The organism is Microvirga sp. RSM25 (genome assembly GCF_044784385.1).
Taxonomy (GTDB): domain Bacteria; phylum Pseudomonadota; class Alphaproteobacteria; order Rhizobiales; family Beijerinckiaceae; genus Microvirga; species Microvirga tunisiensis.
The window spans coordinates 1,066,162-1,087,619 of sequence record NZ_CP173039.1; the positions used below are offsets into that span (position 1 = coordinate 1,066,162).

Annotated in this window: 23 protein-coding genes, 1 tRNA gene and 2 pseudogenes; 7 read left to right on the forward strand and 19 right to left on the reverse strand. The window is 58.1% G+C overall.

Annotated features, from left to right (window positions below):
• Positions 1-130 precede the first annotated feature (130 nt).
• A complete protein-coding gene (locus ACD578_RS05120; RefSeq protein ID WP_404291447.1) occupies positions 131-382 on the forward strand; it encodes a hypothetical protein in 252 nt (83 codons plus the stop codon).
• 470 nt (positions 383-852) lie between these two features.
• On the opposite strand, the gene ACD578_RS05125 is transcribed toward ACD578_RS05120, so the two are convergent.
• Entirely contained in the window at positions 853-1,107 is a 255-nt protein-coding gene (locus tag ACD578_RS05125; protein ID WP_152712183.1) for a hypothetical protein, read from the reverse strand.
• Positions 1,108-1,354: 247 nt separating this feature from the next.
• On the opposite strand from ACD578_RS05125, the gene ACD578_RS05130 reads away from it, so the two are divergent.
• Positions 1,355-1,600, forward strand: a complete 246-nt coding sequence (locus ACD578_RS05130; RefSeq protein ID WP_404291449.1) for a DUF6894 family protein — start codon at positions 1,355-1,357, stop codon at positions 1,598-1,600.
• Between the two features lie 9 nt (positions 1,601-1,609).
• Here ACD578_RS05130 and ACD578_RS05135 read toward each other — a convergent pair whose 3' ends face one another.
• From ACD578_RS05135 to ACD578_RS05155, 5 genes and pseudogenes are all read right to left on the reverse strand, one after another.
• Positions 1,610-1,798, reverse strand: a complete 189-nt coding sequence (locus ACD578_RS05135) for an STAS domain-containing protein (protein ID WP_404291451.1) — start codon at positions 1,796-1,798, stop codon at positions 1,610-1,612.
• A gap of 31 nt (positions 1,799-1,829) precedes the next feature.
• Positions 1,830-1,898: pseudogene (locus ACD578_RS05140) on the reverse strand (hypothetical protein); the annotation flags it as partial.
• Positions 1,899-2,841: 943 nt separating this feature from the next.
• Entirely contained in the window at positions 2,842-3,567 is a 726-nt protein-coding gene (locus tag ACD578_RS05145) for a Crp/Fnr family transcriptional regulator (RefSeq protein WP_404291453.1), read from the reverse strand.
• 190 nt (positions 3,568-3,757) lie between these two features.
• Positions 3,758-4,738 carry an ABC transporter substrate-binding protein gene (locus ACD578_RS05150; protein WP_404291455.1) on the reverse strand — a complete coding sequence of 327 codons (981 nt, stop codon included), beginning with the start codon at positions 4,736-4,738 and terminating at the stop codon, positions 3,758-3,760.
• Positions 4,739-4,981: 243 nt separating this feature from the next.
• Entirely contained in the window at positions 4,982-6,727 is a 1,746-nt protein-coding gene (locus tag ACD578_RS05155; protein ID WP_404291457.1) for a cache domain-containing protein, read from the reverse strand.
• Positions 6,728-7,821: 1,094 nt separating this feature from the next.
• On the opposite strand from ACD578_RS05155, the pseudogene ACD578_RS05160 reads away from it, so the two are divergent.
• The 4 genes and pseudogenes from ACD578_RS05160 to ACD578_RS05175 all read left to right on the forward strand — a co-directional run.
• Positions 7,822-8,226 (forward strand): annotated as a pseudogene (locus ACD578_RS05160) (autoinducer binding domain-containing protein); the annotation flags it as partial.
• A gap of 51 nt (positions 8,227-8,277) precedes the next feature.
• Entirely contained in the window at positions 8,278-8,475 is a 198-nt protein-coding gene (locus ACD578_RS05165) for a response regulator transcription factor (protein ID WP_404293707.1), read from the forward strand.
• 72 nt (positions 8,476-8,547) lie between these two features.
• Positions 8,548-9,180, forward strand: a complete 633-nt coding sequence (locus tag ACD578_RS05170) for an acyl-homoserine-lactone synthase (RefSeq protein WP_404291459.1) — start codon at positions 8,548-8,550, stop codon at positions 9,178-9,180.
• A 3-nt stretch (positions 9,181-9,183) separates the two neighbouring features.
• Positions 9,184-9,381: a hypothetical protein gene (locus ACD578_RS05175; protein ID WP_404291461.1), complete on the forward strand. Its 198-nt coding sequence runs from the start codon at positions 9,184-9,186 to the stop codon at positions 9,379-9,381.
• A gap of 241 nt (positions 9,382-9,622) precedes the next feature.
• Here the strand turns inward: ACD578_RS05175 and ACD578_RS05180 are convergent, their stop codons facing one another.
• The 4 genes from ACD578_RS05180 to ACD578_RS05195 form a co-directional block, all read right to left on the reverse strand.
• The gene (locus ACD578_RS05180) at positions 9,623-10,831 is read right to left on the reverse strand and encodes a polysaccharide lyase family 7 protein (RefSeq protein WP_404291463.1); all 1,209 of its coding nucleotides are present in this window, start codon (positions 10,829-10,831) and stop codon (positions 9,623-9,625) included.
• A gap of 2,199 nt (positions 10,832-13,030) precedes the next feature.
• Positions 13,031-13,993 carry a DUF2971 domain-containing protein gene (locus tag ACD578_RS05185; RefSeq protein ID WP_404291465.1) on the reverse strand — a complete coding sequence of 321 codons (963 nt, stop codon included), beginning with the start codon at positions 13,991-13,993 and terminating at the stop codon, positions 13,031-13,033.
• 292 nt (positions 13,994-14,285) lie between these two features.
• Positions 14,286-14,579: a hypothetical protein gene (locus tag ACD578_RS05190; protein WP_404291467.1), complete on the reverse strand. Its 294-nt coding sequence runs from the start codon at positions 14,577-14,579 to the stop codon at positions 14,286-14,288.
• A 123-nt stretch (positions 14,580-14,702) separates the two neighbouring features.
• Positions 14,703-14,776 (reverse strand) — tRNA-Gln (locus ACD578_RS05195).
• A 356-nt stretch (positions 14,777-15,132) separates the two neighbouring features.
• Between ACD578_RS05195 and ACD578_RS05200 the strand changes: the two genes are divergently transcribed.
• Positions 15,133-16,710, forward strand: a complete 1,578-nt coding sequence (locus tag ACD578_RS05200; RefSeq protein WP_404291470.1) for an anti-phage dCTP deaminase — start codon at positions 15,133-15,135, stop codon at positions 16,708-16,710.
• A gap of 244 nt (positions 16,711-16,954) precedes the next feature.
• On the opposite strand, the gene ACD578_RS05205 is transcribed toward ACD578_RS05200, so the two are convergent.
• From ACD578_RS05205 to ACD578_RS05245, 9 genes are all read right to left on the reverse strand, one after another.
• The gene (locus ACD578_RS05205) at positions 16,955-18,133 is read right to left on the reverse strand and encodes a hypothetical protein (protein ID WP_404291472.1); all 1,179 of its coding nucleotides are present in this window, start codon (positions 18,131-18,133) and stop codon (positions 16,955-16,957) included.
• A 431-nt stretch (positions 18,134-18,564) separates the two neighbouring features.
• A complete protein-coding gene (locus tag ACD578_RS05210) occupies positions 18,565-18,855 on the reverse strand; it encodes a hypothetical protein (RefSeq protein ID WP_404291474.1) in 291 nt (96 codons plus the stop codon).
• Entirely contained in the window at positions 18,852-19,148 is a 297-nt protein-coding gene (locus tag ACD578_RS05215; protein WP_404291476.1) for a hypothetical protein, read from the reverse strand. Before ACD578_RS05215 ends, ACD578_RS05210 begins: the two co-directional genes overlap by 4 nt.
• 1 nt (position 19,149) lies before the next feature.
• Positions 19,150-19,416, reverse strand: coding sequence for a hypothetical protein (locus ACD578_RS05220; protein WP_404291478.1), 267 nt, complete (start codon positions 19,414-19,416; stop codon positions 19,150-19,152).
• A 3-nt stretch (positions 19,417-19,419) separates the two neighbouring features.
• Positions 19,420-19,842, reverse strand: a complete 423-nt coding sequence (locus ACD578_RS05225; protein WP_404291480.1) for a hypothetical protein — start codon at positions 19,840-19,842, stop codon at positions 19,420-19,422.
• A 263-nt stretch (positions 19,843-20,105) separates the two neighbouring features.
• Positions 20,106-20,459 (reverse strand): hypothetical protein, encoded by a 354-nt coding sequence (locus ACD578_RS05230; RefSeq protein ID WP_404291482.1) that lies wholly within the window; start codon positions 20,457-20,459, stop codon positions 20,106-20,108.
• Positions 20,460-20,508: 49 nt separating this feature from the next.
• Positions 20,509-20,829: a DUF4031 domain-containing protein gene (locus tag ACD578_RS05235; protein WP_404291484.1), complete on the reverse strand. Its 321-nt coding sequence runs from the start codon at positions 20,827-20,829 to the stop codon at positions 20,509-20,511.
• A gap of 116 nt (positions 20,830-20,945) precedes the next feature.
• Positions 20,946-21,197 (reverse strand): hypothetical protein, encoded by a 252-nt coding sequence (locus ACD578_RS05240; protein ID WP_404291486.1) that lies wholly within the window; start codon positions 21,195-21,197, stop codon positions 20,946-20,948.
• Positions 21,194-21,451: a hypothetical protein gene (locus ACD578_RS05245; RefSeq protein WP_404291488.1), complete on the reverse strand. Its 258-nt coding sequence runs from the start codon at positions 21,449-21,451 to the stop codon at positions 21,194-21,196. The genes ACD578_RS05240 and ACD578_RS05245 overlap by 4 nt, the downstream gene beginning before the upstream one ends.
• Between the last annotated feature and the right edge of the window lie 7 nt (positions 21,452-21,458).

A 21,458-nucleotide genomic window follows, 5' to 3' on the forward strand; every position in this document is an offset into this window, starting at 1 on the left:
CTTTCGTCCGATCATATGGATAGGGAGGCAATGTTCCATGCCATCCGCAAAATCCCGGAGCCTTGGAACAGATTCGTTGGAGTTCGAGTCTGAATGAGACTGATGAGACATCGGCAGGAGATAAGGGTGAATGTCGTCCGGTCGCATTGAGAAGAAGGCGGTCAGGCCCTGGAACACACCTGGGCTGGCGTACCTCGGGGCTTTTCTCGGCATTGCGCTCGCAACAGCCCATCACATCCATCATGTGAACATCGGCGATCTCTCTGAGAACAACGCCGTTGTTCACATCTTCGGCGAACTCTTTGCGGCGACGAGCGCCGGCGCTTTATTGCTGGGAATTGTCTCCGAAATGCGGAACCGGCTCGTGAGACGTGGCGACTGAAAGGAAAGCCGCTCACGAGTCTATTTCGAGCCTCTAGCTGAACTTCTCGGCTGGCAGTCGAGATTTCGGCAAGGTGCTGGCGGGCATCTTCGAGAACGCTCTCCGTCAGCGCGGCAAGGCCTTTCGAGATACTCTCCAAAGCACGTTGGGGCTCCAGTGGCTGACCGTCGTCCAGCATGCCGTCAGACTGGGTGCTTGCGTGGCCGCGCCGCTCCTCCAGGATCGAGGGTAGACGTTCGCTCTGGCGACGATCTCGCATGGATGAACTTTTCAACGCACGTATGCTGAAAACTACCACCAATCAGCCGATATGGAGTAGAACCTCGGTGAATAGGATTAAGATCGGCTGGCGAGCAGATGCGACGGTAATGTCTTGGCGCGTCGTGCGGAACCGGACGTCCGCGTCAGCGAGAAGTGGATCCGGGTTCCCGCGCCGAACGATCCGATGCTCCAGCGGGAGCAAAGGCCATCTAGCGCTTCAGGCGCTTCACATTGGCACGGACCTTCCTGCGGTATCCCCTTACGACCTTATGAGCCGATCCGCCCGTTGCAAGCGTCGCCGCCGCCTCTGCAAAGGCGGTGACCTTTTCCGTCACCATCAGCAGGTTTTCCGCCGTTGACCCCTGACCCATGGCGGCTTGGGACACGCGGGTCCAGATCACCATCTGAGCCTCGAAGGCCAGCATTGTGGTGTCTGTCGCAAGTTTCATCCAGGGCAAAAGCATCGGAACTCCTGAAAAGGGGACGGCGGATTGGCAGCTTCGGACTTTGGCATCCGATCTGCTAACGCGAGAAAAAAGGGAGCTATACCATCAAAGTGGCGCCATGTGGTTCCATGGAGGATCGGGCCTGTCCGGAATAGTGCTTTGGGATTCAGAGTCAATTTCAAGATCAGTGATTGTGAATTAACGTAGGTGAATACGAGGATGGGATCAGTCCGATCCAATTCTGAGTTGCCGAGGGGATGTGTCCGTGCCCCGCTATTACATAGATATCAGGAGCCATTTCGGAATCGATGAAGATCCAAGTGGAATTGAGTTGCCCGATGTAGCGGCCGCCAGGACCGAAGCCCTGAGGGTGGCCGAAAAGCTCTTGAAAAGCTGGGCCGGGATGTCACCAAATTACAGCAGCGAGATCATGATCGAGATCGTAGGGGAGGATCTTCGCCCTGTCCTGATCATCCCATGCTCGGATATCCAACTGCCAATCTCCGAATAGTTCGAGGCATTACGGTGAGCTCGGCTTGAGCTGACGCAAGGCCTCTTCGCGCGTTTCGAAAATTCTGAAGACCCGATCCACCGCAGTCAGCCGGAACAGCTTCTGAACCTGAGTGCCGGGAGCCACGATACTGAAGTCGCCATCGGCCTTCCGCGCGGCTTTCAGCGCCGCGACCCGTGCTGTCCATGAACGAAACATGCGCAAGATGCAGTGCAGGTCTGACATTGCCCTCGGCAATCGCTGTCGTGATCTGCTGCTTGAAGCTTGGGGCCGCCGCGGCGTCAAGGCGGCCTTGGATATGACCCGGGCCGTCCCTGCGTCCTGCGCGGCCAACTCAATGTTCATGCGACCCCCTTTAGGATTATTCCAAGCGGCGCAGGATTAACGCCGCACCTTAGAATTCGATCCTAAACGGAAAGCGGAAACCGGCTGCGCGATCAATCCTATGGGCTGCCTGCCCAACTCACCAGGGAACTCTCGGGGTTCCTGTCCAGGGGAGTTGCTACGTTCACCGGAGCGGGAGGGTTGGCTCTGGTCATGCAGATCTGCATATGAACCTTGCGAACGTCTTTGATCTCGGCCCTGTAATCGGCGAGTGACAAATTACGGGTTCGGTAGATCAACCTTGTCTCCCTGTAGCATGCATTCCAGCGAGCTTTCCCTTCAGGAGAGGAAGCCCAGCTATGTTCCTGTGCCGAAACGCTGCCTGAGGTGAGGACAGTTAAAGCCAGTATACCAAGAGTTATATGACGCATGGGCAGTGCTCGCGTTGTGAGTATTGGCTCACTCGAAGAGTATAACTGCTTAAGACCACTTCTGTCCCGATAAGGGGCCCAGAGCAAAGGTGGATCCACTTTTGCTCCACCACTTCATGGATTGGTGTGGGATATGTCTTTGAACTGCGACTAAAGTCGGAAAAGCCTTCTTCCTCTCATGGCGCTTTCATGAGCCCTGCGGCTTGAACCTTAATGAGCGCGGCATGGTCGATGCGCAATCAGCGTCGCTGAATTGGTCGGATCGGCAAATGGATCTCAACTGCGTCATGGAAGCTGACAGCACAAGAGGAAGGCTGCCAGAGCTGCTGTCACGGCCGTAGCGATCAACCCCTTGTCGATGAAATATTCTGGCAGGGCGGTGCGATTTGGCATTCGGTTGATCACGTCACGGCTCGCTTGCAGGGGCCACAGGCTGACTTACATGTGGCGGGTGACCGGCAAGTCAACGATTTCATCCGATGGCTCCTATGTCATCGGAGCCGGCAGCAGCTGCGAAAATTTCTGACGGATGACCTCGTAGCACTCGCAGGACGTCTCTTCGAGACCGCGGCGATTGGTGATCGTGATGACGCCTCTGCTCTGGTTGATGAGGCCGGATTCATGAAGTGTGCGTGTGACCGCGCTGACCGTCGAGCGTTGGACGCCCAGCATCTCCGAGAGGAACTCGTGGGTCAGAGGCAATTCGTCCGAAGCCCAGCGATCGCGCGTGCTGAGTATCCAGCGGCAGCAGCGCGCCTCGACGCTGTGAGTGGCATTGCAGGCCACACTTTGAAGCGTCTGCGCCAACAGAGCCTCCGTAAAGCGCAGGACAAGCTGCTGAATCTTGGGGCGCTCCCTGAATGCATCGTGCATTCGATCCAGCTCGATCCGGGAAGCCGTGCCGGATATTTGCACGATATACCGTCCGAACGAGTTTCGGGAGACAAAGGCGCTGACGAGACCGAAAAGGGACTCGCACCCGAAGGTGGCCATCTCGGCCGATTTCCCGTCCAACATGACGGTTACGAGAGAGACGACCACGCCGTGCGGGAAATAGGTATGCTGAATCGTCTCTCCGGCCTCATAGACCACGTGACCTCTTTGGAAATCGACGACGTCCAGATGCGGCTCCAGATAGGCAAAATCCTCATCGTCCAGAGCGGCTAAGAGCCGATTCGAGCGATGAGGGCTGTTCATCTGAACCTGTGCCATGGCGAAAGGTCCTGCTCTGAACAGGTTCATTCTACCACGACAGGCGGTCCAAGGATGCTGAAAACGGTTCCGGCAGGGACGCTAGGACGCCAAGCCGACGGTAGCATAACCGCGCGCTCAGAGACGGCAGTCGGAGAATGGCTCTGTCGGATCAGATGCAAATAGGTATCCAACCGCGATCTCGAATTTTTTATTCGATCACCACATCGGCGCTGCTGATCAGTGAGGGCGGCAAGGTGACGCCCAGGGCGCCGGCGGCCTTCAGATTGACGAACAGTTCCACTTTCGTGACCAGTTGGACTGGAAGATCCGCAGGCTTCTCGCCATTGAGGATCCGTCCGGCATAGATGCCGGCGCGACGATGCGATTGCGTGAAATCGCCTCCATAGCTCATCAAGCCGCCCGCAATCGGGAAGTCGCGTGATTGTGTGATGGCAGGCACCCCATAGCGGGTCGCCAGCGCAGCAAGCCGCTGGCTGCGGAATGCGAAGTAGGGGTCGGAGGTAAACACGAGCCCTCCTGCCCGGAGCTGGGATGCGGATGAGAACATGGCGTCGAACTCTCGTTCGTCGCTGGTGGTCAGAACATGAAGTCGCACCCCGAGAGCGTCGGCTGCCGCCTGGAGGTTCTTCAATTGTGAATCGGCGGTCGGGCTGGTCGGGTTGGAGACAATGGCGAATTCGGTAGCGGATGGGACCAACTCGTGCATGAATTCCAGCCGCTTACGCGAGACTTCCACGCTCAAGCTCGATACGCCCGTGAGGTTGCCTCCTGGCCGTGACAGACTGTCCACGACTCCGAGTGCGACGGGATCGCCGCCCATCTCAAAGACAATCGTTATACTGCTGGTTGCCGATTTTGCCGCGAGGGCTGCGGGAGCGCCTCCCGCCGCGACGATGACGGCGGGCTTCCGACTGGCCAGATCTGCCGCGAGTGCAGGCAATCGATTGTACTGGCCTTGCGCCCATCGATACTCGATTGCGATATTGCGACCCTCGGCAAAGCCGCTCTCGCTTAGGCCTTCACGGAAGGCCTTAAGGCGGCTGGTGAACGGCTCGGGCGACTCGGGGCCGATATATCCGATCAGTGGTACCGCCAGCGGCTGGGCGCGCAAGGGGAGCGTCAACGCTGCCGCACCGCCGATCACTGTGAGGATGTCACGCCGCCTCATTCGACCAGCATCCTCAGGCGATAGAGGGCTCGAAACTTGAAGTGTGCTGTGCTTCCAACCGCCATCACGAGGTCACCTTAAAGTGCTCATGTGAACCCGACGACTTGGCGGCATGATAGCCGCAATTATTTCTCTTTGTAATAGACGAATTTATATTCGACGACTTGCTTCAAGTCCGGTTTCTATCTGCCATTTCAATGATGGCGAATGTTTGCAGGCACCATCCCTGCTCCGACGACCAGCTTAGGCGGTATGGTGCCTCTCTTCGAAGGATATGCCGTACACGGGCAGCTCCTCATCATAGCCCTTGATGGATCTCATCCCGAGCGAGATCATGGCGCGCTTGCCGTTCACAGCCTCGGCAATGGCAACATCTGCCAGAATTTCCCGGTCGGCCGCCGAGGCGCACAAGCGGGCAGCGAGATTCACGACGGTGCCGATGGCGGTGTAGTCGAACCTGCTCTCGTATCCGATCCTCCCGACCGTGGCCGGCCCGATGGCCAGACCCACTCCGAAACCGATCCGGTGGTCTCGCTCTCTCCAGCCGACGATGAGCTCCTGCACACATTGCTGCATCTCCGCCGCCAGGTCGACCGCCCGGACGGCCGGCTCATCGACCGGAACGGGTGCGTTCACGAGCACCATCAGTCCGTCCCCTGAGAAGGTCGTCAGGGTTGCGGCATACTTCGTGATGATCCGGCCAAGGGCATCGTAATATTCCGAGAGCACGCTCATCACCTCATCGGGCGTTGCTCTCGCGGAGAAGGCGGTGAATCCTCGCAGATCGCAAAACACCGCCACCACCTCGGTGCGGCGGCCCTCGAGCACGCCGTCGTCGCCTTTGCGGTCGACGAGTTCGGCGACTTGGGGCGCCAAGAACCGTTTGAGTTTGGCAATGCGCTCCTGACGCTCCTGGGAGATGGCGAGTTCGGCGGCCATGGTGTTAAAGCTGTCAGCCAGCCGCTGAAACTCGTCGCCTGTTGCAATATGGATGCGGTGTTCGAATTGTCCGGCGCCGATGCGTTCGGTACCCTCCTCGAGCCGCCGGATCGGCTCGGTCATCCGGCTGGCCAGGACATAGGCTAGCAGACCTGCGAAGGCGGCACCGGCGAGAAGGAGGCCCCCTGTCCTCCACAGGGCGGCATAGATGGGCCCAAAGGCTTCGGACAGTGGCTGCTCGACGACGACCGTCCAGTCAGGGCCGGCAACGGGTGAGGCGGCAGCTGCAACCGCGTTTCCTTGCGAGTCCCGGCTTGTTGCGACATCTGCCCCGGCACGCCTGATCACCTCCCGGATAGCCCGAAAAGGGGCGAGTGTGGCCTCATCCGCTCCTCGCAGGACGAGGCTGATGTCCGGATGAGCGATGAGCCGCCCCGGAACGTCGAGCACAAACGCATGCCCAGTTTCCCCGACCTTGATGGCCGAGATCACGTCCCAAATCAGCTTCAGGTTCACCTCGGCGACAACCACGCCGACGGACGGTCGGTTGCCGGACATTGCAATTGTCAGGTAGGGTTCGGAGTCTCGATAGTAGCGGACCTCGCCATACCAGAGCTGGCCCGAGCGGGCTCCGGTGACTGCCTCATTCGTGGAGCGGTCCGCACGGCTGTCGGTTCGGTTCAGGCCGATGCGCGAGACATACAGTCGTTCGCGCCCGGTGCCGTCGACCAGGGTGAGGCTGACGATGGCAGGCACCTGCCGCAGCAGGCGCAAGGCATCGATCCGCCGCCGCTCGTCCGGTTCCTCGGTCCAGGGGAGCTGAACCAGCCAGCCGAGCTGATTGGTGATGCCGTCGAGAAAGCCTTGGATCTTGGCGGCTGCGGATCTCGCCTCGACACTTAGCAACTGTTCGACCGTCGTCCGCTGGTCGCGGTAGCCGAACCAGGCCTCGCTGACACCATTGGTCGCCAGTGGAATGACCACGGCCAGAAACAGCACGAGGAAGTACTTCTGGAAGAGGCCACTGAACCGGAGACGGTGCCTGATCATGACCACATGCGCTTCAGCCTGTCTCGCCGGATGCTGGCTGGAAAGGTGGGGGCAGTGATCGTGCGGTGCGTCAAGACGGAAGGCAAGGCAATCATCGAAAGCCCTCGACCCGTAGCGGTCGCATTTCACTGATTATGAGGCCGGGTGCGGCGCCTCGCCAGTGGTTTGTTCCGAGCCTGCAACTGTCCCTTGCCCGGGTTCCCGCGCATGGCTTTCGTGAGCACTCAAGGATCCGAGGCTCTACGGAAAGGATCGCCGCTCGCGAACAGCCAGGTCTCGACCAATCGGGTTCCTGGACTATCCGGCAGGACCTGCAGGCCGTGGAGGTGCCGCAGATCCGGGTGTGTCGAATTGGATACAGAAAAAGAGAAAGGCAGCGATGCTGCCCTTTTGTGCTTGCCGGTTTTTGATGCACAAAGTACTTTATTGCAATGCAGCGCAGTAATTGGCGTTACCGCGCTGCTCGCCCTTCTTGGGCGTTTCCTCCCTAAACTTCGGGCCGCATTGTTGCGGCCCTTTTTCTTGTCGAGGGAGCGTATTCACGGTCTCATGATCGGGCAAGCGAATTCTACGGCTTCTACGTACATCAAAAGTCTTAACGCCGTGTCGCGGGATGCTCCGTCTCTTGGCTGGTGCATCCTTCCTCGTGGAAAAGCGGGTCCACTTTTTACTGATGCGGACCCGATTCCGCACGATGCGCTCAATTCCCGGCCTGCAACTATGTTTTGCCCATATTCTCATTGAGGAGAGCATCGGGGGACACGTCGCCGACCACGGGAACTGCCGATTATAGCCTGCCGAACGCTAGAGGTCCGGAGCTGCTCCAGACCCTTGGGGAGAAACGGCAGACACTGACCGGCGATCGGAAACACTTCCATTGAGGCTGCGATATCGTGATTCGTACCGGCGGAATCTTTGTCGCGGCCAATCCAGGCACCGCTTTCCGGATCTGGTCTTCTATTGGGCAGGTTGACGACCTCGAAGATATTGTAACAATGTTCCAGAGGAGCGGGAACATGTCGCGGAAAGACTTCGAGCAGACAATTGAGTTTATTCAGGATCTTGATTGAGCGAGAACGCCGGCCGAGGTATGCGGGATGCTGCTGTCAAAGGTCCGCAGGTTTGGGGCTGAGTATGTCCTGGCAGGAACCATGCCTTCGCCTGGGACAAGTCGTGAGCAGCAGATCTCAAACATCATCCTTGATCATTGGCCTGTTGATTGGTCCCGCCGCTACTTTGCCCATGGCTATGTCTTCCGCGATCCCGCCATTCGAGGCGTTACAGCGAACATGAGTCCGTTCATGTGGGATGAACTTGAGCCGCTGTATAGAGATAACCAAACGGCATGGCGGGTTATGGATGAGGCTGGTGATTTCAGGCTCAAGCGAGGATTTACGATTCCGTTAGTAACACTCGAAGGTGATATCGCAGGTTTCTCATTGGCGGGCGAGAAGTTGGAGGTTTCGCCCGCAGACAGAGGAATGCTGACCCTGTTGGCAACGTATGCCCTGGGCAGATCATTCCTACTGCGCGCGGACGACGGGAAGCCGATGCTTTCACTGAGCAGCAGAGAGCAAGAAGCGCTTCAGTGGGCGGCCGAAGGAAAATCGGAATGGGAAACCGGCGAGATCATGGGGATCTCGCAGCATGGCGTCGACAAGCACATGCGTGCGGCTCGGCTTAAGCTCAGGACCACGAGCCGAACGCATGCTGTTGCCGAAGCCATTCGCCGAGGCCTCATCAAATAGATAGTACGCTTTTGCGTACTTATGTTCCTAATATCCGATCATATGATGGTGTCCTCAACCTTAGGAGGACCCATGATCCATATCGTTACGCCAGAAAATCAGCACCTGTTTCGGGACGAGATGGAGCAGGCGTATCGACTGCGGCATCGCGTGTTCGTCGAAGAGATGAAATGGACGGACCTGGCAAAGCCCGACAGTAGGGAAATCGATCAGTTCGACAATGAACATGCCGTCCATATGCTCTACGTCGATGATGGCAAAGTGCATGGTTACCAGCGCATGCTGCCGTCCACGAGGCCTCATCTTCTCTCCGATGTGTTGCCTCAACTCTGCGAGGACGAGCGCCCTGTCGGGACCCATATCTGGGAGTGGACTCGATATTGCGTCGAGCCGGCCCACCGGGAGAGGGGGAGGGCCCTCAGTCCAGTAGCCAATGCGCTTCTCTCCGGCATCGTCGAATGGGGACTGGAGAGCGGCATTTCCACGATCATCATCGAGATGAATCCGCTGTGGTTGCTGCGACTTGTCCAATTGCACTTCCGCACGATTCCGCTCGGTTTGCCACAGCGGATCGGGGACCAGGATGTCGTCGCCATCACCGCTACCTTCGATTATCGGACATTGTCGCGTCTCCGGGAAATGCGCGGCGACGGTAGGCGCGCTCTTGCTGCATCAGAAATAGAGACGCGCCGTCTCGTGGGGTGAATCATGACACAAAGCAAAGAGGAGTTGGGTCTTGATGAGAAGATGATGGTTCTCGATTTCTGGGCTCATGGAATGGATATTGCGCTGAAGTTTACTGAAGAGCAGATTAGGTCCGTCCGTGGACTGAAAGAAGCTATTGACGCGACCTCAGTGTTACCGGCCGCCATTGGATGGGAGGACGACGCTGAGGAGGCCACCTAGAATACCTGCCGTACTCATTTGCTGCTGCCCAGACACGAGGAACTTGCTGCAGCACGGACCATGCGGACGAGAGCCATGCGCATTTCAGGGCTCTCGATCCACCTCGATCTGCGCCGCCTCCGGCTGATTCAATCTTTATCCTTCAGCAATGATCTCGAGCATGTCGTCGGGAAGAGGTCACGGGCTCTTGTAGAGCAGGAAGGCGCTGCCGCGAGGTGCGATGAAGGTGATCGCTCCGGCCTTAAACAACGAACAGATCCTTGTACGTCAATATTGCCCCCTTCTTCAATTGTGCAAATTCAAGAGGGGCCTTGGATCCGGACGCATCTGGATCGTAGGACAGAACGCCCGACTTCCTGTCGTACAAGACATAGTCGTCTGTATCCCTTGCCTGGGAGTCGATGGCGAAGAATCCTTTTTGGAGCTGAGCCGGCTTAGTGAGCGTACCCTTGCCGAGCGTGGTGAAGATCTTGTTGTCGAGCCAGATGGCATCGGCCGCGGCGCCGAAATCCTTGATGGTGTCGAAGTTTATCTTCCGATCTGTTTTGGATGTTCCCAGCTTGGTGTCGAACACGAAAACATCCTTCCCGCGGTCGCCGTAGAGCACGTCGTTGCCGGACCCGCTGTAGAAGATGTCCGCACCGGCCTTGCCGCGCAAAGTGTTGTCCCCGGCATCGCCACGGATTGCAGGTGCCGCGGTCTTCTGGAGGCTCGTCGTCGAGGAGACATTGTGAGAAATCGAAAGGGCGTAGAATGAGGTCTGCCCGTAGCCGGCGCCTTGGGTTTCGTTCACTCCCAGGTAGGTGCCTGCCTTGAAATAGAAGGCGTCCGACTGCCATACGCTGTTGATCTTGCTGATGGACTTGTAGGTCTGGCCATCAGCCTTGATGGTCACAACGAGCTGATCTGCCTTTGCGCTGATCGTATAGGAGAAGCGTTCGTTCAAGGACACGTGTGGCTGCTTGCCTCCAGCGTTCAGGAAGTAGAACTTTGTCTCGCTGTCGTTGGGTCCCGCCTGATCGTTGACGAAATAGAGCTTGCCGTTGTCCCAGTTGAGGCGGATCAGTTCGTCATCCTGGCCGTGGATCTGCCCCACGACGATCCGACCAGGCGTGCCGTTGAACTTGGTCGGGGCATGATCGATCTCCAAGATCGCGGACATGATGCCGCCTTTGGCTAGGCTCCAGGCGGCCCGCTCAGAACCGTTCATCTCGCGCAGTTCGGATCTGGCGAATTTGGAGCCCTTTGTGGTGGCCCCCTCCACGGGGGCCGTAAACGTCATGGCCCCGCTCCCGGCGGTATAGAAGTATTTCGGATGCTCGTAGCCCGAGAGGCTCTTCACCTCGCGCGACGTGCCCGTGAAACTGCCGGCACCATCGATGGGAAGGCCGATCTTCCAGTTGGACAGGTCGAAATTGCCGCTTGGTGTGGCGCGTGGGTTTAGAGCCATGGAGGAGATACCGATGCTGAACGCATTCAGCTTAAGGCATCAGCATTGCTCCAACCTGTATTCCTAATGGTATGGTTACTGGGAAGACAGGGGCATTCACCCAGGCGCCATCTCGGTCTAGAGCATCGTGCGGAACCGGAGGCCCGCATTAGCGAAAAGTGGATCCGGATTTCCCGCTCCACCCGATGAGCTGCTCGAGTAACAGAACATCGGGTGGTCCCAAAAGCGGAGTCTGCTTTGGGGACCGATGCCCTAGGGATTGCGCGCCCAGCTGACGAGGGCCGTCTCCGGATGTCGATCGGTCGGCACGGCAAGCTGCACGGGAGCAGGCGGGGTTGCCCGGGTCATGCACTCCCTCATGTGAGACTGACGGCCTGCCTTGATCGCCTGGCGATAATCTGCGAGCGAGAGACTGTAGGTTTTGTAATTCAGTCTTGTCTCTCTGTAGCAGGCATCCCATCGGGCTTTGCCTTCAGGAGTGGACGCCCATTTTCCGGGCTCTGCCGACACGTCCAGGGAAACAAGAGCGGTGAAAGTGAACACTGTAAGCGACAACAAACGCATTTCGAACTCACACAGTTGATCGTTAGCCACCTTGCGGGGGAAACGGCGTGTGAGGAGCGGCGTTCAAGTGGGCCAAGAGCTATAAAGTATAGGTGGCTACCTCGTTGGAGGCATCTTCCTGCTCGCAAATCAAGGGTGCTGCCGGCAAAGGAATGGGCGGCTGGTTTCCCGGCGGAACCGATGCACGCCGGAACAGATTGACATGAGCGTTTGAGACCTGGCGCGATGCCGAGGCCGAGCCGTCAGCGTCCTGCACAGGCGTGGAGCAGCAGGTACGAAGATATCAGCACGCCTATTGCCAGGACCAACACAGTGGCTGTCAGCGTAGGCCAACCAACTCGGGTCTCACGAGCGAGGCGCGCCAGCACCTCGTGTCGCTTCTGATTGAGCGGCCTGTCCCTCTCAAATTCCCCGTGAACCATTGGTGCCCCGCTACGAAAGGTGCCACTTCGGCAAGGTCAGCCAAGTGTGCTCTTGCCACCATTTTTAGGATGCACGTCGACCGAGTGGCCAGTTCCCTAAAGTGGTAGAGCGGCTGCGGGAGCAGGTCATGCAGGGGAACAGCATTGAGGACCGGGCACGGAGAATGGCCGCGCCTGATCCTTATGACGGATTCAGACGCGGCCCCGGCCCGTATTTGCCCCTACGGGAGGCTGTTAGCTAAAGATTAACCTTGGCTGGAATGCGGCTGAGCTTCGTAGTTTATTGGACCATTCTGTGGAGCGGCCATTTCTCAGACCAAGTGCTGACGGGTCGGTCGGTGGGCTCGGCGACGGCGGCGGTGTCGCGGGGGTAGGTCATGATATGAAATCAACCGCTTGTGATGCACCTCACAGCTCGATCCCTTGATCGTGGGGCAAAGTCATCTTTCGCCGACAGAGAGCATCTTCGGTGGAAGCGAGCAGCCCAACTTGAAAAGGACGTCTCATGAATAACTTCGGTCCCACCTACGACTTTGGCGGCGACGGGGACATGCTCTCCGGCGTGCCTCCGATGTCCATTCTATACGAAGGTCCCACACCTTGGTTCATGCCGAGCAGCGACTCTGGTGGCGGCGATCCTCCTTTCTGTGGAACGCCCCCTGGTCCGAGCGGCGGCCCTGTCATCATGCCCTATATTGTCGAAGCGCCCCCTGGTCCTAACGATCCGCTGGACTGCTGGTAAGCGAAACTGCGGGCAAGCGAAATCGGGGCGTCGCGAGTCAATGTATTGCGACGCTCCATCGTTGTGCAGTGCTGAGGCCTGGGACAGAGCCCACAATCGGCTAGGGCAAAGTCTAGCCGGTGAACTCGGAGATGGCAGCGGTGTCGCGGGAGTAGGTCGTGCCTTGAGTATGGCAGGGAAGGGTGAAGAGCGGGTTCAGCGCTGTGTGCCACACCAGACCGAGGGTCAGCGGGGCTCCTTTTTGCCGGACAAGCCTCAAGCAGCGGATTGGCTGCTAACCCAAGCGGCACCGCATCACCAAAAGTAAGAGATGCTATAGGCAAGGATACCTGCCACGACGAGCGCAGCGGCGGTCTTCCAGTGCTTCTGTATGTGCTGATGCAGCGTCATTGCGTGTCTTCTTTTGAGCTCGGAGACGGCGGTGGTGTCGCGGGAGTAGTTGATGGGGAGGGAAGCTGTCCTGAAGTTGTGTCAATATTGGCGAAGCGGGATGTGTGAAGTGAAAACCTTGGTGTTTGCATTCTCTACACCGGCTTCATCTAGCAAGCTGACAAACGCCTCATATGCAGCGAACGAGTGATCCGTTGGGCCTATAATGACCCGGTCAAGCAATTCAGGGATAGTTGCGCCAGTAAAGCCTTCCTCTGGGATATTCTTGAGAGGAATTTTGTAGACCGGCTGGGGAATGCCACGAACAACTTCAACATCTCGACGCAAGTGCTGTGACGATTCAGGCCAAGGGGAGTGGATAATCCGCCACTCCTTCTCTTCTTTGAAGCCAGGATGCTTGGTTGCAAGAACGGCATACTGGAAAGCATGAAAGACAAAAGCCATTTGCGTTTGAAAATCCAACGCTCTAAGCATTTCTTCATTTTCTTCCATCCCGTCGACAACTTTCTGAAATTCCTGCTTGAATTCAATTGGGCTGAGGTAAGCAACGGGGCTTGTATAGGCTTTCAATGCGTTAGACTGGCGAAGAAACGGGCCGCTATTCAGAACTAGCGCAACGCCGGTAGTGCCGCCATATGCTCGCCACATAGAAAGACGTCTAATTTCGTCCTCGCTTTCTAAGTGTTCAGACATGCATGCTAAATAAGTGTGATACCGAAAATTTGGCTCCAAAGGATCGAACTGTGCCTTGAGTTGATCCGAAAAATTTGGGTGAAATCGATCCAGGATGCTCCTGAACTGTTCACCAGGTTCGCTATGATAAGCGCCGGATAAACATCTTATGCCATGATCAATTTCCATGAAGTCGTTCATTGCTGTGGACTTTCTCATCCACACTTCTTTCTTCTTGACTATATTAACTGCGACCTCTGCAGAGGTATAATGGACAAAGCGTGTGCCTTTGGTCCTCATTTCACGTTGTTTATTTAATGCGTAAGGATTGAATATGTCATAAAGCTGATCGTATGCTGGAAGATCTTCCATGGTGCCTCTCATGCTTTAGCAAAGCATAGGGCGAAAAGATCTAGACATAAACTAGCGCAGCCGAGTTTTGACGCATGTCCCCAATTAGGGCTCTAGGCCGAAGGTGGCCCCTCATCCTCTGGAAGAGAAGCAGGAGGAGGGGAGGCATGGATGATTGCTCCGCTGTCGTCATTCTTGATCATGGAGCCGTCCGAACTTTCGATTAGCCCGGTGCATTCGGCACATTCGCCACCGGGGCCGAAGTCATCGCAAGGGCCATACCAAGGGTGTGGATGCTTCTCGATTGTCTCGCTCATTCCCCATCCTCCGGAAAGAGGGAGGACTGAAGAGGGGTGGGGAGGAGTGCCCGGATGGCGTGGGTCGCCGCAGATGCTCCACCCGAGTTCTGGCTGCCAAGGTCATTGTCCTGCTGGCGCTCAACCTCGTCCGCCGCTTTGGCGCACTCTTTGATGATTGTCTTTCGGACCTCAGCCGGGATTGCATAGCGGACGAGGCCCGCCAGGTATTCGGCAGCCCTACGGTCTGTCTCGTGATAGTGAAGCTTCAGGGCCTCGAAAATCAGATCGGTTAAGGTATGCTCGGTCATGCCGTCCTCCCTGTCATGAGAGGGTCGAACCGCGAACCCATTTGTCTAAACAGCCGTAAAGAGGCTGTCTAAACGAGCGATCCAAATTGTGAGGAGGTGCCGCTAAGCCCTTGAAAAGCAAGGTGGCTGGGGGACCTGGATTCGAACCAAGACTAGCGGAGTCAGAGTCCGCTGTTCTACCGTTAAACTATCCCCCACCGAAGCCATTGAAGTCATTCGCCTTTTTCGGAGAGTTTTTCAATCCAGGGCGAAAGTTTTTCAAACGGCGTCTGTAGTGGCGCTGACATAGGTGGCTTTTGACGCCTCGTCAAGCCTCCAATTGAATATCATGTATGGGGATTTTGTGTCTCAGGAACGGGTGGCCGGGAGCGCCCGCGGCCTTAGATTGAAGACGTTAACGTTTGGCAGATGAAATGCGGGAGATCTGGTTGATGCTGTGGATAAGAATCGATTCAGGATCGTTTTGAATCGACTGGCGTGTCATCCGGGCGTCCACTAGCAAAGTACGCTAGTTGAGTCATAAAGTTGCTTTTGAGGCGCATCGAGGCGTAGAATGGGCAAGTCTGGGGATAGTGCAGGCGACGTCGCGAAGATTATTCGCCCAGAGTTGTTCTTTTGTCTGGGTGCGGCCTCTGGAACAGACACGCACACAGTCACCGAGGCCCTCTCAACCGAGCTCCGAAGTGTCGGGTATACGCCGGTGCCTATACGTCTCAGCTCACTCATGGCGACGCTTCCTGGCCTGGAGTACTTGGCAGGCCTCGAAGCTGATGATGAGCGGATCCGTGAAAGCATCAAGGCTGGAAATCGTATCCGTCGGCTTGAGGGATCCGCTGACGCAGTCGTTCGGCTTGCTATTGCTCAGGTCCAGAGAACGCGATCTGAGACGAATGCGGACAGCGACGTATCGGTGCCAGCGGAAGGCGTCTGCTACATTATTAGCTCCCTCAAGCGTAAGGAAGAGATCGACACGCTTAGGCAGATCTACAGCAAGCAAGTTTTCCTGATCTCCATTTATGAGCCGAGAGAAAGCCGAATTGAAAATCTATCTCGGAGAATAGCGCGAAGCCGGAAGGCACCGGATGAGAGGACATATCGGTCTGTCGCAGAAGAGATTATCGATACCGATCAAAAGGAGCGCGGAGACGCATTTGGCCAGCGCCTGGAAGATGTCTTTCCATTGGCTGATGTATTCCTCAAGGCCGGCAATTCGGTCAGGAGTGATGTAAGGCGGTTTATTCAGCTTCTGTTTGGTGCACCTTTCATCACGCCAACGGCTGATGAATTTTTGATGTTTCATGCCCGTTCAACAGCTGCACGATCGGCCGACCTTTCACGGCAGGTTGGTGCTGTCATAGCAACGCCAAAGGGTGAGATCCTTTCGACTGGCTGCAACGAAGTGCCAAGAGCCGGCGGGGGCGTCCAATGGGATGATGTGGCCGGCAAGGACGAGGACTATCGCGACTATAAGCTAGGTGTTGATGCTGCGGCCGCCGCGAAAATCGAAATCGTGTCTGGCGCGATGAAGGAACTCCAGCGAGCCGGTTGGCTCAAGGACGAATACAGTTCGAAGACGCCCGAAGATCTCGCATTGCTGGCGCTGTTCGAGGACAAGAAGCCTCTCGCCGGAACGATGATCTCAAGCCTTTTGGAGTTTGGCCGAATCGTTCACGCTGAGATGGCAGCAATCAGCGATGCTGCGATGCGGGGCGTGGCAATCAAGGACAGTTCGCTGTTTTGCACTACCTTCCCCTGCCATATGTGTGCTCGCCATATCATCGCGGCCGGAGTCAAACGTGTGGTCTACATCGAGCCGTATCCGAAGAGCCGGGCAAAAAGGCTCTATAAGCGCGCGATCCAGGTTGATGAGGACCGAGATGCAGACGATGACGCGGTGAAATTTGAGGCGTTCGTGGGGGTATCTCCCACACGCTTTTTTGACCTTTTTGATTTTATTGAGAGGAAGGATAGCCACGGGTACGCACATTCCGAAGCCGCCCCTTCACGTGGGCCTAAGGGTGTGTCTGTGGCATCATTTTCATCGGAACTGGAATCGGTCTATTTCAGTTCCATGAGTCGAGCCGACTGGTCGGAAGCGGCTTTAGAGAACAAAACGGGAGAGGCACAATGACCGCTGCGAAGAGTACTTCTTGGGTGACAAACTTAGCGAGTGAGGCTGCCAATCGTACGAACTCCTGGACGTCTTCTAAGCGCGCGTTCGCTGAGAAAGTACTTAATTCTAGCAAGCTCGACTCGAACCGGAGCTCGCAGCCGAAGATAGATCCTCATCTGCAGCCATCCTGGCCGCGTCAAGATCGCACCTAAGCTATCTGCGCCGCCGCACTATGAGGGTTGCGGCGGCTCCCGCCTACTATTCAGCTATTGATCACTTCGAACCGCCGCCGGTTCATCTCGGCGGCTTCCATTTGATCCATAAAGCGGGTGTAGCGCATCACCATCGGCAGGCTCATACCAATATCGTTGGAGATTGCCTGGGCTTCGTAGCCCTGCCGCCGGCGCTCCATCACAGCCGCACCGCGTAGGCCATGAAGGGTAGGGCCTCGGCTGTCCTCCGGGTCGATCTCCCAGCCATATCGCTTGACCTGGTCAGCCAACCATGTGCGCCAGCGCTTGCAGAGCGTTTTGCCCTCAGCTGTTTGCTCCAGCCACCGTCCCCAGCGCGACCGGATTCGCTCCGGAGTGTAGACTTGGCCTCGGGGCGTGTAGAGGTAGACGTCCTCGCGGTGGCGCTCGATCGGAGCCTTCCAGCGGGTTGAGGTGAAGCCGATTGGGGTCTCGCCCCAGCGGTCGAGCTCGATCGCCTCGGCCGTCGAGAGCGGGATGAAGAAGGCCTTGCGGACGCGATTCGTCTTCTGCGGGCGGCACCACAAGCCGTTGCGCTCCCGGTGGACAGGGCCGAAGCGAACGATATCGCTCTCGCGCTGGCCTGTCATTAGCCCGAGCCGAACGAATCGGGCGATGTCGCTTGGTGCGCTCTCCATCACGTAAGCTCGGGCCCATTCTGGCCATGGCACATGCCCGCGGTCTGGGATGCGGAGATCTTTGATTTTCTCGAACGGGTTCAGGGTCACGAGACCTAGCGGGATTGCCCAGTCCCAGACAGTTCGCCCAACAGCCAGCATTTGGTTGGCCATGACGGGTGTGTCCTTCATCGCATCGCGGGCCGTCTGGACTGCGACCGGGGTCAAGCCTTTGGCCGGGAACAACCCCCAAGCATCCGGGTTCTCGAACCGGTCGAGATGGACGCCATAGGTCTTCTTGGTCGACTCCGCGAGGCTCAGGAAGTCTTCTCCGGAGCGGTACCGGCCGACGACATCAGCCACTGAACCTGCTGGCACATTTGGGTTGCTACCGCCCAGGCGCTCGATCTCGCGCCAGAACTCCGACGACTGTGGGTCCCGAGGGAGCTTATGGCGTTCGCCAGCGCGTGCTGTATTCCGGCCAGGCGCCCAGTAGTAATAGAGCCGGCCCTTGGACCGGACGACTTGGACCTCAGGCGGCAGTTGCACGGCGGCGACCCTTCGTCTGGGCATGGCGTAGCTTCCCAGCATTGGCAACAAACGGGTCGGCTACGGTACATTGTTCCTGCTGAGGTGCAACGGCCGAGCTTTCTTGTTCCTCAGGTTTGCGCCTCGTGAGCCACGCATCCACGTCGGCCCAGCGCCATCGCGGTGTGCCTTCTGGCAGGCCGGGAGCTGCCGGCGGCAGAATCTTTCTAGCCACCCAGTTGTCCCAGGTTTCTGGCGAGATGTGCAACTCTGCCGAGCCAACCTCTCGCGACACATAGGCCGGAGTTCGGGAGGGCAGGGGAAGGTCAGCTTTTCTGACAGTCATGGGGCGGCCTATCAGCATAGAAAAGGCTAAGATAAATTCATTGAACCAGTCTGAGAGACGGTAAGATCAATGGCTTAGCAGTTGAGGCAATCGATCAGTTGCTCGTAACTTGTAAAAGTGTACAGCGCCCTCAGAAGGGGATGTCCGGATCGAGAGGGACCTTGGAATACTCTTCGTTGCGGCGAGCGGCGCACCGTGATGCGGTCTCGCGCCCCTCGGCATTGTCGCCATAGTCGCAATCGCCGCACTTGCTGCATTGCATGACCGGGAACGAGCAGCCTCCGTCGGTGCAGCCGCAGTTCCTGCCGCCGATATGCTGCCAGTCGTGGCCAGCCTCGCTGCAATGGGCCTCGGCTACGGCTCGCTTGGCGGCGGCGAGCTCGGCCTCTGCGGCGGCTAGGCGGGCTAGAACGGTGCTCATGCCCTGTCCTCTGCCCGCTCGCGGAGCATCTGGTCCGCATACTCGTAGCGGACGAGGGCCCAGACGGCGAGGAAGGCTGCGCGGTTGGCATCGTTGAAGGGTGGCACATCGCCAAAGACCTGAGCGGCCATCTCGAACGAGATCGGGGCATGTGCGGCGAGATAGTCCCGCAGCGTCATCCCTCCCGCCGATGTTGTGAAAGGCTCGATCAGATCTCCGTGCCCATCGCGCTGGCCGCTCTCAACATCCAACTGAGGGAATGCTGGACCGCCGTCTCGATACTTGTTCATCATCTCACATTCCTCGGATGGCGGCGGCGATCTCTTCACAGGCCGTGACGTCACACACGACAGGGCAGGGCACTTGCGCATTCCACCGCTCATGCCCGCTTTCCGCGACCTGGGCGCACCGCTCGCGCTCGTCGGCGATCGCCGCCTCGATGGTCCGCACCAGCGTCGGGATGCTGATGGCGTAGCAATCGCGCTCACCCTTGGCGTTGTCTCCGATCGGGAAGTCGCGGTGCTTGAACAGGGCCTCTAGGGCTCTTTCTACCGGCGTCATGACTCACTCTCCGATAGCATTGCGGATCTCGTGCAGAGTCTTCGGCAGTGGTTCGCTCGGCAGAAACCCGCGCAGGATCTCCGCCTGGGCGTCGGCCTTCTGGTACCAGCTCGCCGGCGGCTCGCCCTTGCTGTCGATCGCCTCCTGCACCAGGTCAGTGATCTTCTCGATCGACTTGTGCAGGCGGAGCAACTCCTCGCGATCCTCCTCCGCCTGCTCGACGGAAACGCCGCTCTGAATCATCTTGCGCAGCTCGGGCATGTGCTCCTTCGGCAGGCGCTCGGCGCACCAGAGGATGATGCGGCGCGCCTTATCGTTCTCGTTCTCGCAGAGATCGAGGCTCTCCTTCAGGCGCTTGCTCGCGGCCTCGGCCGCCCAGAGCTTCTCATCGAGGGTGGCTGGGCTCTGTGTGTTCAAGGGACTCATGGGGCTCTCGTGGTTAACGGGGATTCGCATAAACGGCGGCTTGGAAAGAAGTCAGACGTCGGCGACGTAATAGGCTCGGCAGGTGTGGTCCCACTGCCATGCATCGATATCGGAGGCAGGCTCATTCAGTTCATTTCGCCAGGTGAGCCACCAGTCACAGAGACCCAACAGCTTCATCGCCGCCTGGACATGAGGGCACGTTGAATGGGGCTCACCGACTGGAGCGCTTCCAACAATGAATGACAGCCACAATGCCCAAATGATCAGCCGCACTGCCGTGCCTCCTCGCGGTCCGTCCGCTCGATCTCCGCCACGATCAAGGCGGCCGCGCGCACCAGGTTGCGGCGATCTCCTTTCGGCTTCCACCACTCTCGCGACCACGGCCAGTCCGGTGGAGGAAGATCGCAGCGGCCAGCATCTGGGTGGTCGCGCCGCCAGCAGACCTCGCCGATATAGCAATAGGCAGCGGCAGCCATCTCGCCGCGTGCGTGTTGATCATCGTGGCGTGGCGTCCAGCCTTCCTCTTCGACTTGACGGCGGCGTTCGAGCTCGATCTCATCGAGCACGCGTGTCATGCCGTCGAAGGCTTTGCGATCAGCCTCAAGGGCCTGACGCATGGTATTGATTCTCTTCTTTCCACTCATAGGGTCGGCCTCTTGGTTTGGCTCAGAGCAACAGCGGGGTCTCGAAACGGGCTCGCAAATGAGCGATCCGGTCGAGCATCTTCTGATCGCCCTTCTGCTTGGCGACGAACTCAGAGGGACCGTACTTGTCGGTGACGATCGCGCCATAGCGGACGGTCTGGGCGCGCTTCGTCAGACAGATGTCGTAGTGCTCCCAGCTGGCCTTCGGTGGGCGCTGAAACCACTTGCGGCGCACACCGATCCGATCGGCCATGGCGTGCAGCTCTTCGCGCGTGTCGGCCCACATGTGGCACATGAGCATGCGGCCATAAGGAATGCGTACGTCGTCGACATAGACCGGCATCTGTCACCTCACCAAAGTGGGCCGAAGACGATGACTGCAATCGCGGTGCAGATCATCAGGCGGAGGTACCAGGCGGGCAGCACGTCTCTGAACGGCCGGAAGGGTCTGCACATGCGTTACCGCTCCAGGTACGAAAACAGGTCGACTGGAGCAGCCGGCTTGGCGGGTTGAGCCTTCACGGCGCTGTCATCCGGCACCATGTCGGATATCGTCGTGGTGAGGAGTCGGCCCGAAGGCTCGCGGATCGTGACGGAGTAGGGGCCGCACAGTTTCACGACCTCGCCCGAGTACTCTCCCGCCCGCACAAGCGCGCCGATCGGAAAGGCATGGGGGGGCGGCAGAGTGACGACGGTGAGGTAATCGGTCATGAGCGCATCGCACCGTTGGCGGCATTGCCCATCAGGAATGCTGCGGCATCGGTAAAGCCTGCTCGGTGCAGCTCGAGTGCCGCATCCCGCCGCCCTTTCTCCTCCGAATCTCGGCAGGCTTCGTTGCAAAGCGAGAAGATCTCGGCTCGGAGGGTCTCGAAGGCCCGGCTGGCATGCGCGCTCACCCGAAGTGCGCGTGCGTCGGGACCTTCGTTCGGCGATGGCTCACGACGGTCGTTGAGGGTGTCACTCACAGACGCA

Excerpts from the sequence above, each read along its gene's own strand:
- ACD578_RS05215 (WP_404291476.1), bottom strand. The coding sequence starts at position 19,148 with ATGATGAACAAGTATCGAGACGGCGGTCCAGCATTCCCTCAGTTGGAT.
- ACD578_RS05185 (WP_404291465.1), bottom strand. The coding sequence starts at position 13,993 with ATGGAAGATCTTCCAGCATACGATCAGCTTTATGACATATTCAATCCT.
- ACD578_RS05150 (WP_404291455.1), bottom strand. The coding sequence starts at position 4,738 with ATGAGGCGGCGTGACATCCTCACAGTGATCGGCGGTGCGGCAGCGTTG.
- ACD578_RS05120 (WP_404291447.1), top strand. The coding sequence starts at position 131 with ATGTCGTCCGGTCGCATTGAGAAGAAGGCGGTCAGGCCCTGGAACACA.
- ACD578_RS05165 (WP_404293707.1), top strand. The coding sequence starts at position 8,278 with ATGCTTTCACTGAGCAGCAGAGAGCAAGAAGCGCTTCAGTGGGCGGCC.
- ACD578_RS05200 (WP_404291470.1), top strand. The coding sequence starts at position 15,133 with ATGGGCAAGTCTGGGGATAGTGCAGGCGACGTCGCGAAGATTATTCGC.
- ACD578_RS05225 (WP_404291480.1), bottom strand. The coding sequence starts at position 19,842 with ATGAGTCCCTTGAACACACAGAGCCCAGCCACCCTCGATGAGAAGCTC.
- ACD578_RS05210 (WP_404291474.1), bottom strand. The coding sequence starts at position 18,855 with ATGAGCACCGTTCTAGCCCGCCTAGCCGCCGCAGAGGCCGAGCTCGCC.
- ACD578_RS05230 (WP_404291482.1), bottom strand. The coding sequence starts at position 20,459 with ATGCGTCAGGCCCTTGAGGCTGATCGCAAAGCCTTCGACGGCATGACA.
- ACD578_RS05190 (WP_404291467.1), bottom strand. The coding sequence starts at position 14,579 with ATGACCGAGCATACCTTAACCGATCTGATTTTCGAGGCCCTGAAGCTT.
- ACD578_RS05240 (WP_404291486.1), bottom strand. The coding sequence starts at position 21,197 with ATGACCGATTACCTCACCGTCGTCACTCTGCCGCCCCCCCATGCCTTT.
- ACD578_RS05205 (WP_404291472.1), bottom strand. The coding sequence starts at position 18,133 with ATGCCCAGACGAAGGGTCGCCGCCGTGCAACTGCCGCCTGAGGTCCAA.
- ACD578_RS05170 (WP_404291459.1), top strand. The coding sequence starts at position 8,548 with ATGATCCATATCGTTACGCCAGAAAATCAGCACCTGTTTCGGGACGAG.
- ACD578_RS05125 (WP_152712183.1), bottom strand. The coding sequence starts at position 1,107 with ATGCTTTTGCCCTGGATGAAACTTGCGACAGACACCACAATGCTGGCC.
- ACD578_RS05235 (WP_404291484.1), bottom strand. The coding sequence starts at position 20,829 with ATGCCGGTCTATGTCGACGACGTACGCATTCCTTATGGCCGCATGCTC.
- ACD578_RS05220 (WP_404291478.1), bottom strand. The coding sequence starts at position 19,416 with ATGACGCCGGTAGAAAGAGCCCTAGAGGCCCTGTTCAAGCACCGCGAC.
- ACD578_RS05175 (WP_404291461.1), top strand. The coding sequence starts at position 9,184 with ATGACACAAAGCAAAGAGGAGTTGGGTCTTGATGAGAAGATGATGGTT.
- ACD578_RS05155 (WP_404291457.1), bottom strand. The coding sequence starts at position 6,727 with ATGATCAGGCACCGTCTCCGGTTCAGTGGCCTCTTCCAGAAGTACTTC.
- ACD578_RS05145 (WP_404291453.1), bottom strand. The coding sequence starts at position 3,567 with ATGGCACAGGTTCAGATGAACAGCCCTCATCGCTCGAATCGGCTCTTA.
- ACD578_RS05135 (WP_404291451.1), bottom strand. The coding sequence starts at position 1,798 with ATGTTTCGTTCATGGACAGCACGGGTCGCGGCGCTGAAAGCCGCGCGG.
- ACD578_RS05180 (WP_404291463.1), bottom strand. The coding sequence starts at position 10,831 with ATGGCTCTAAACCCACGCGCCACACCAAGCGGCAATTTCGACCTGTCC.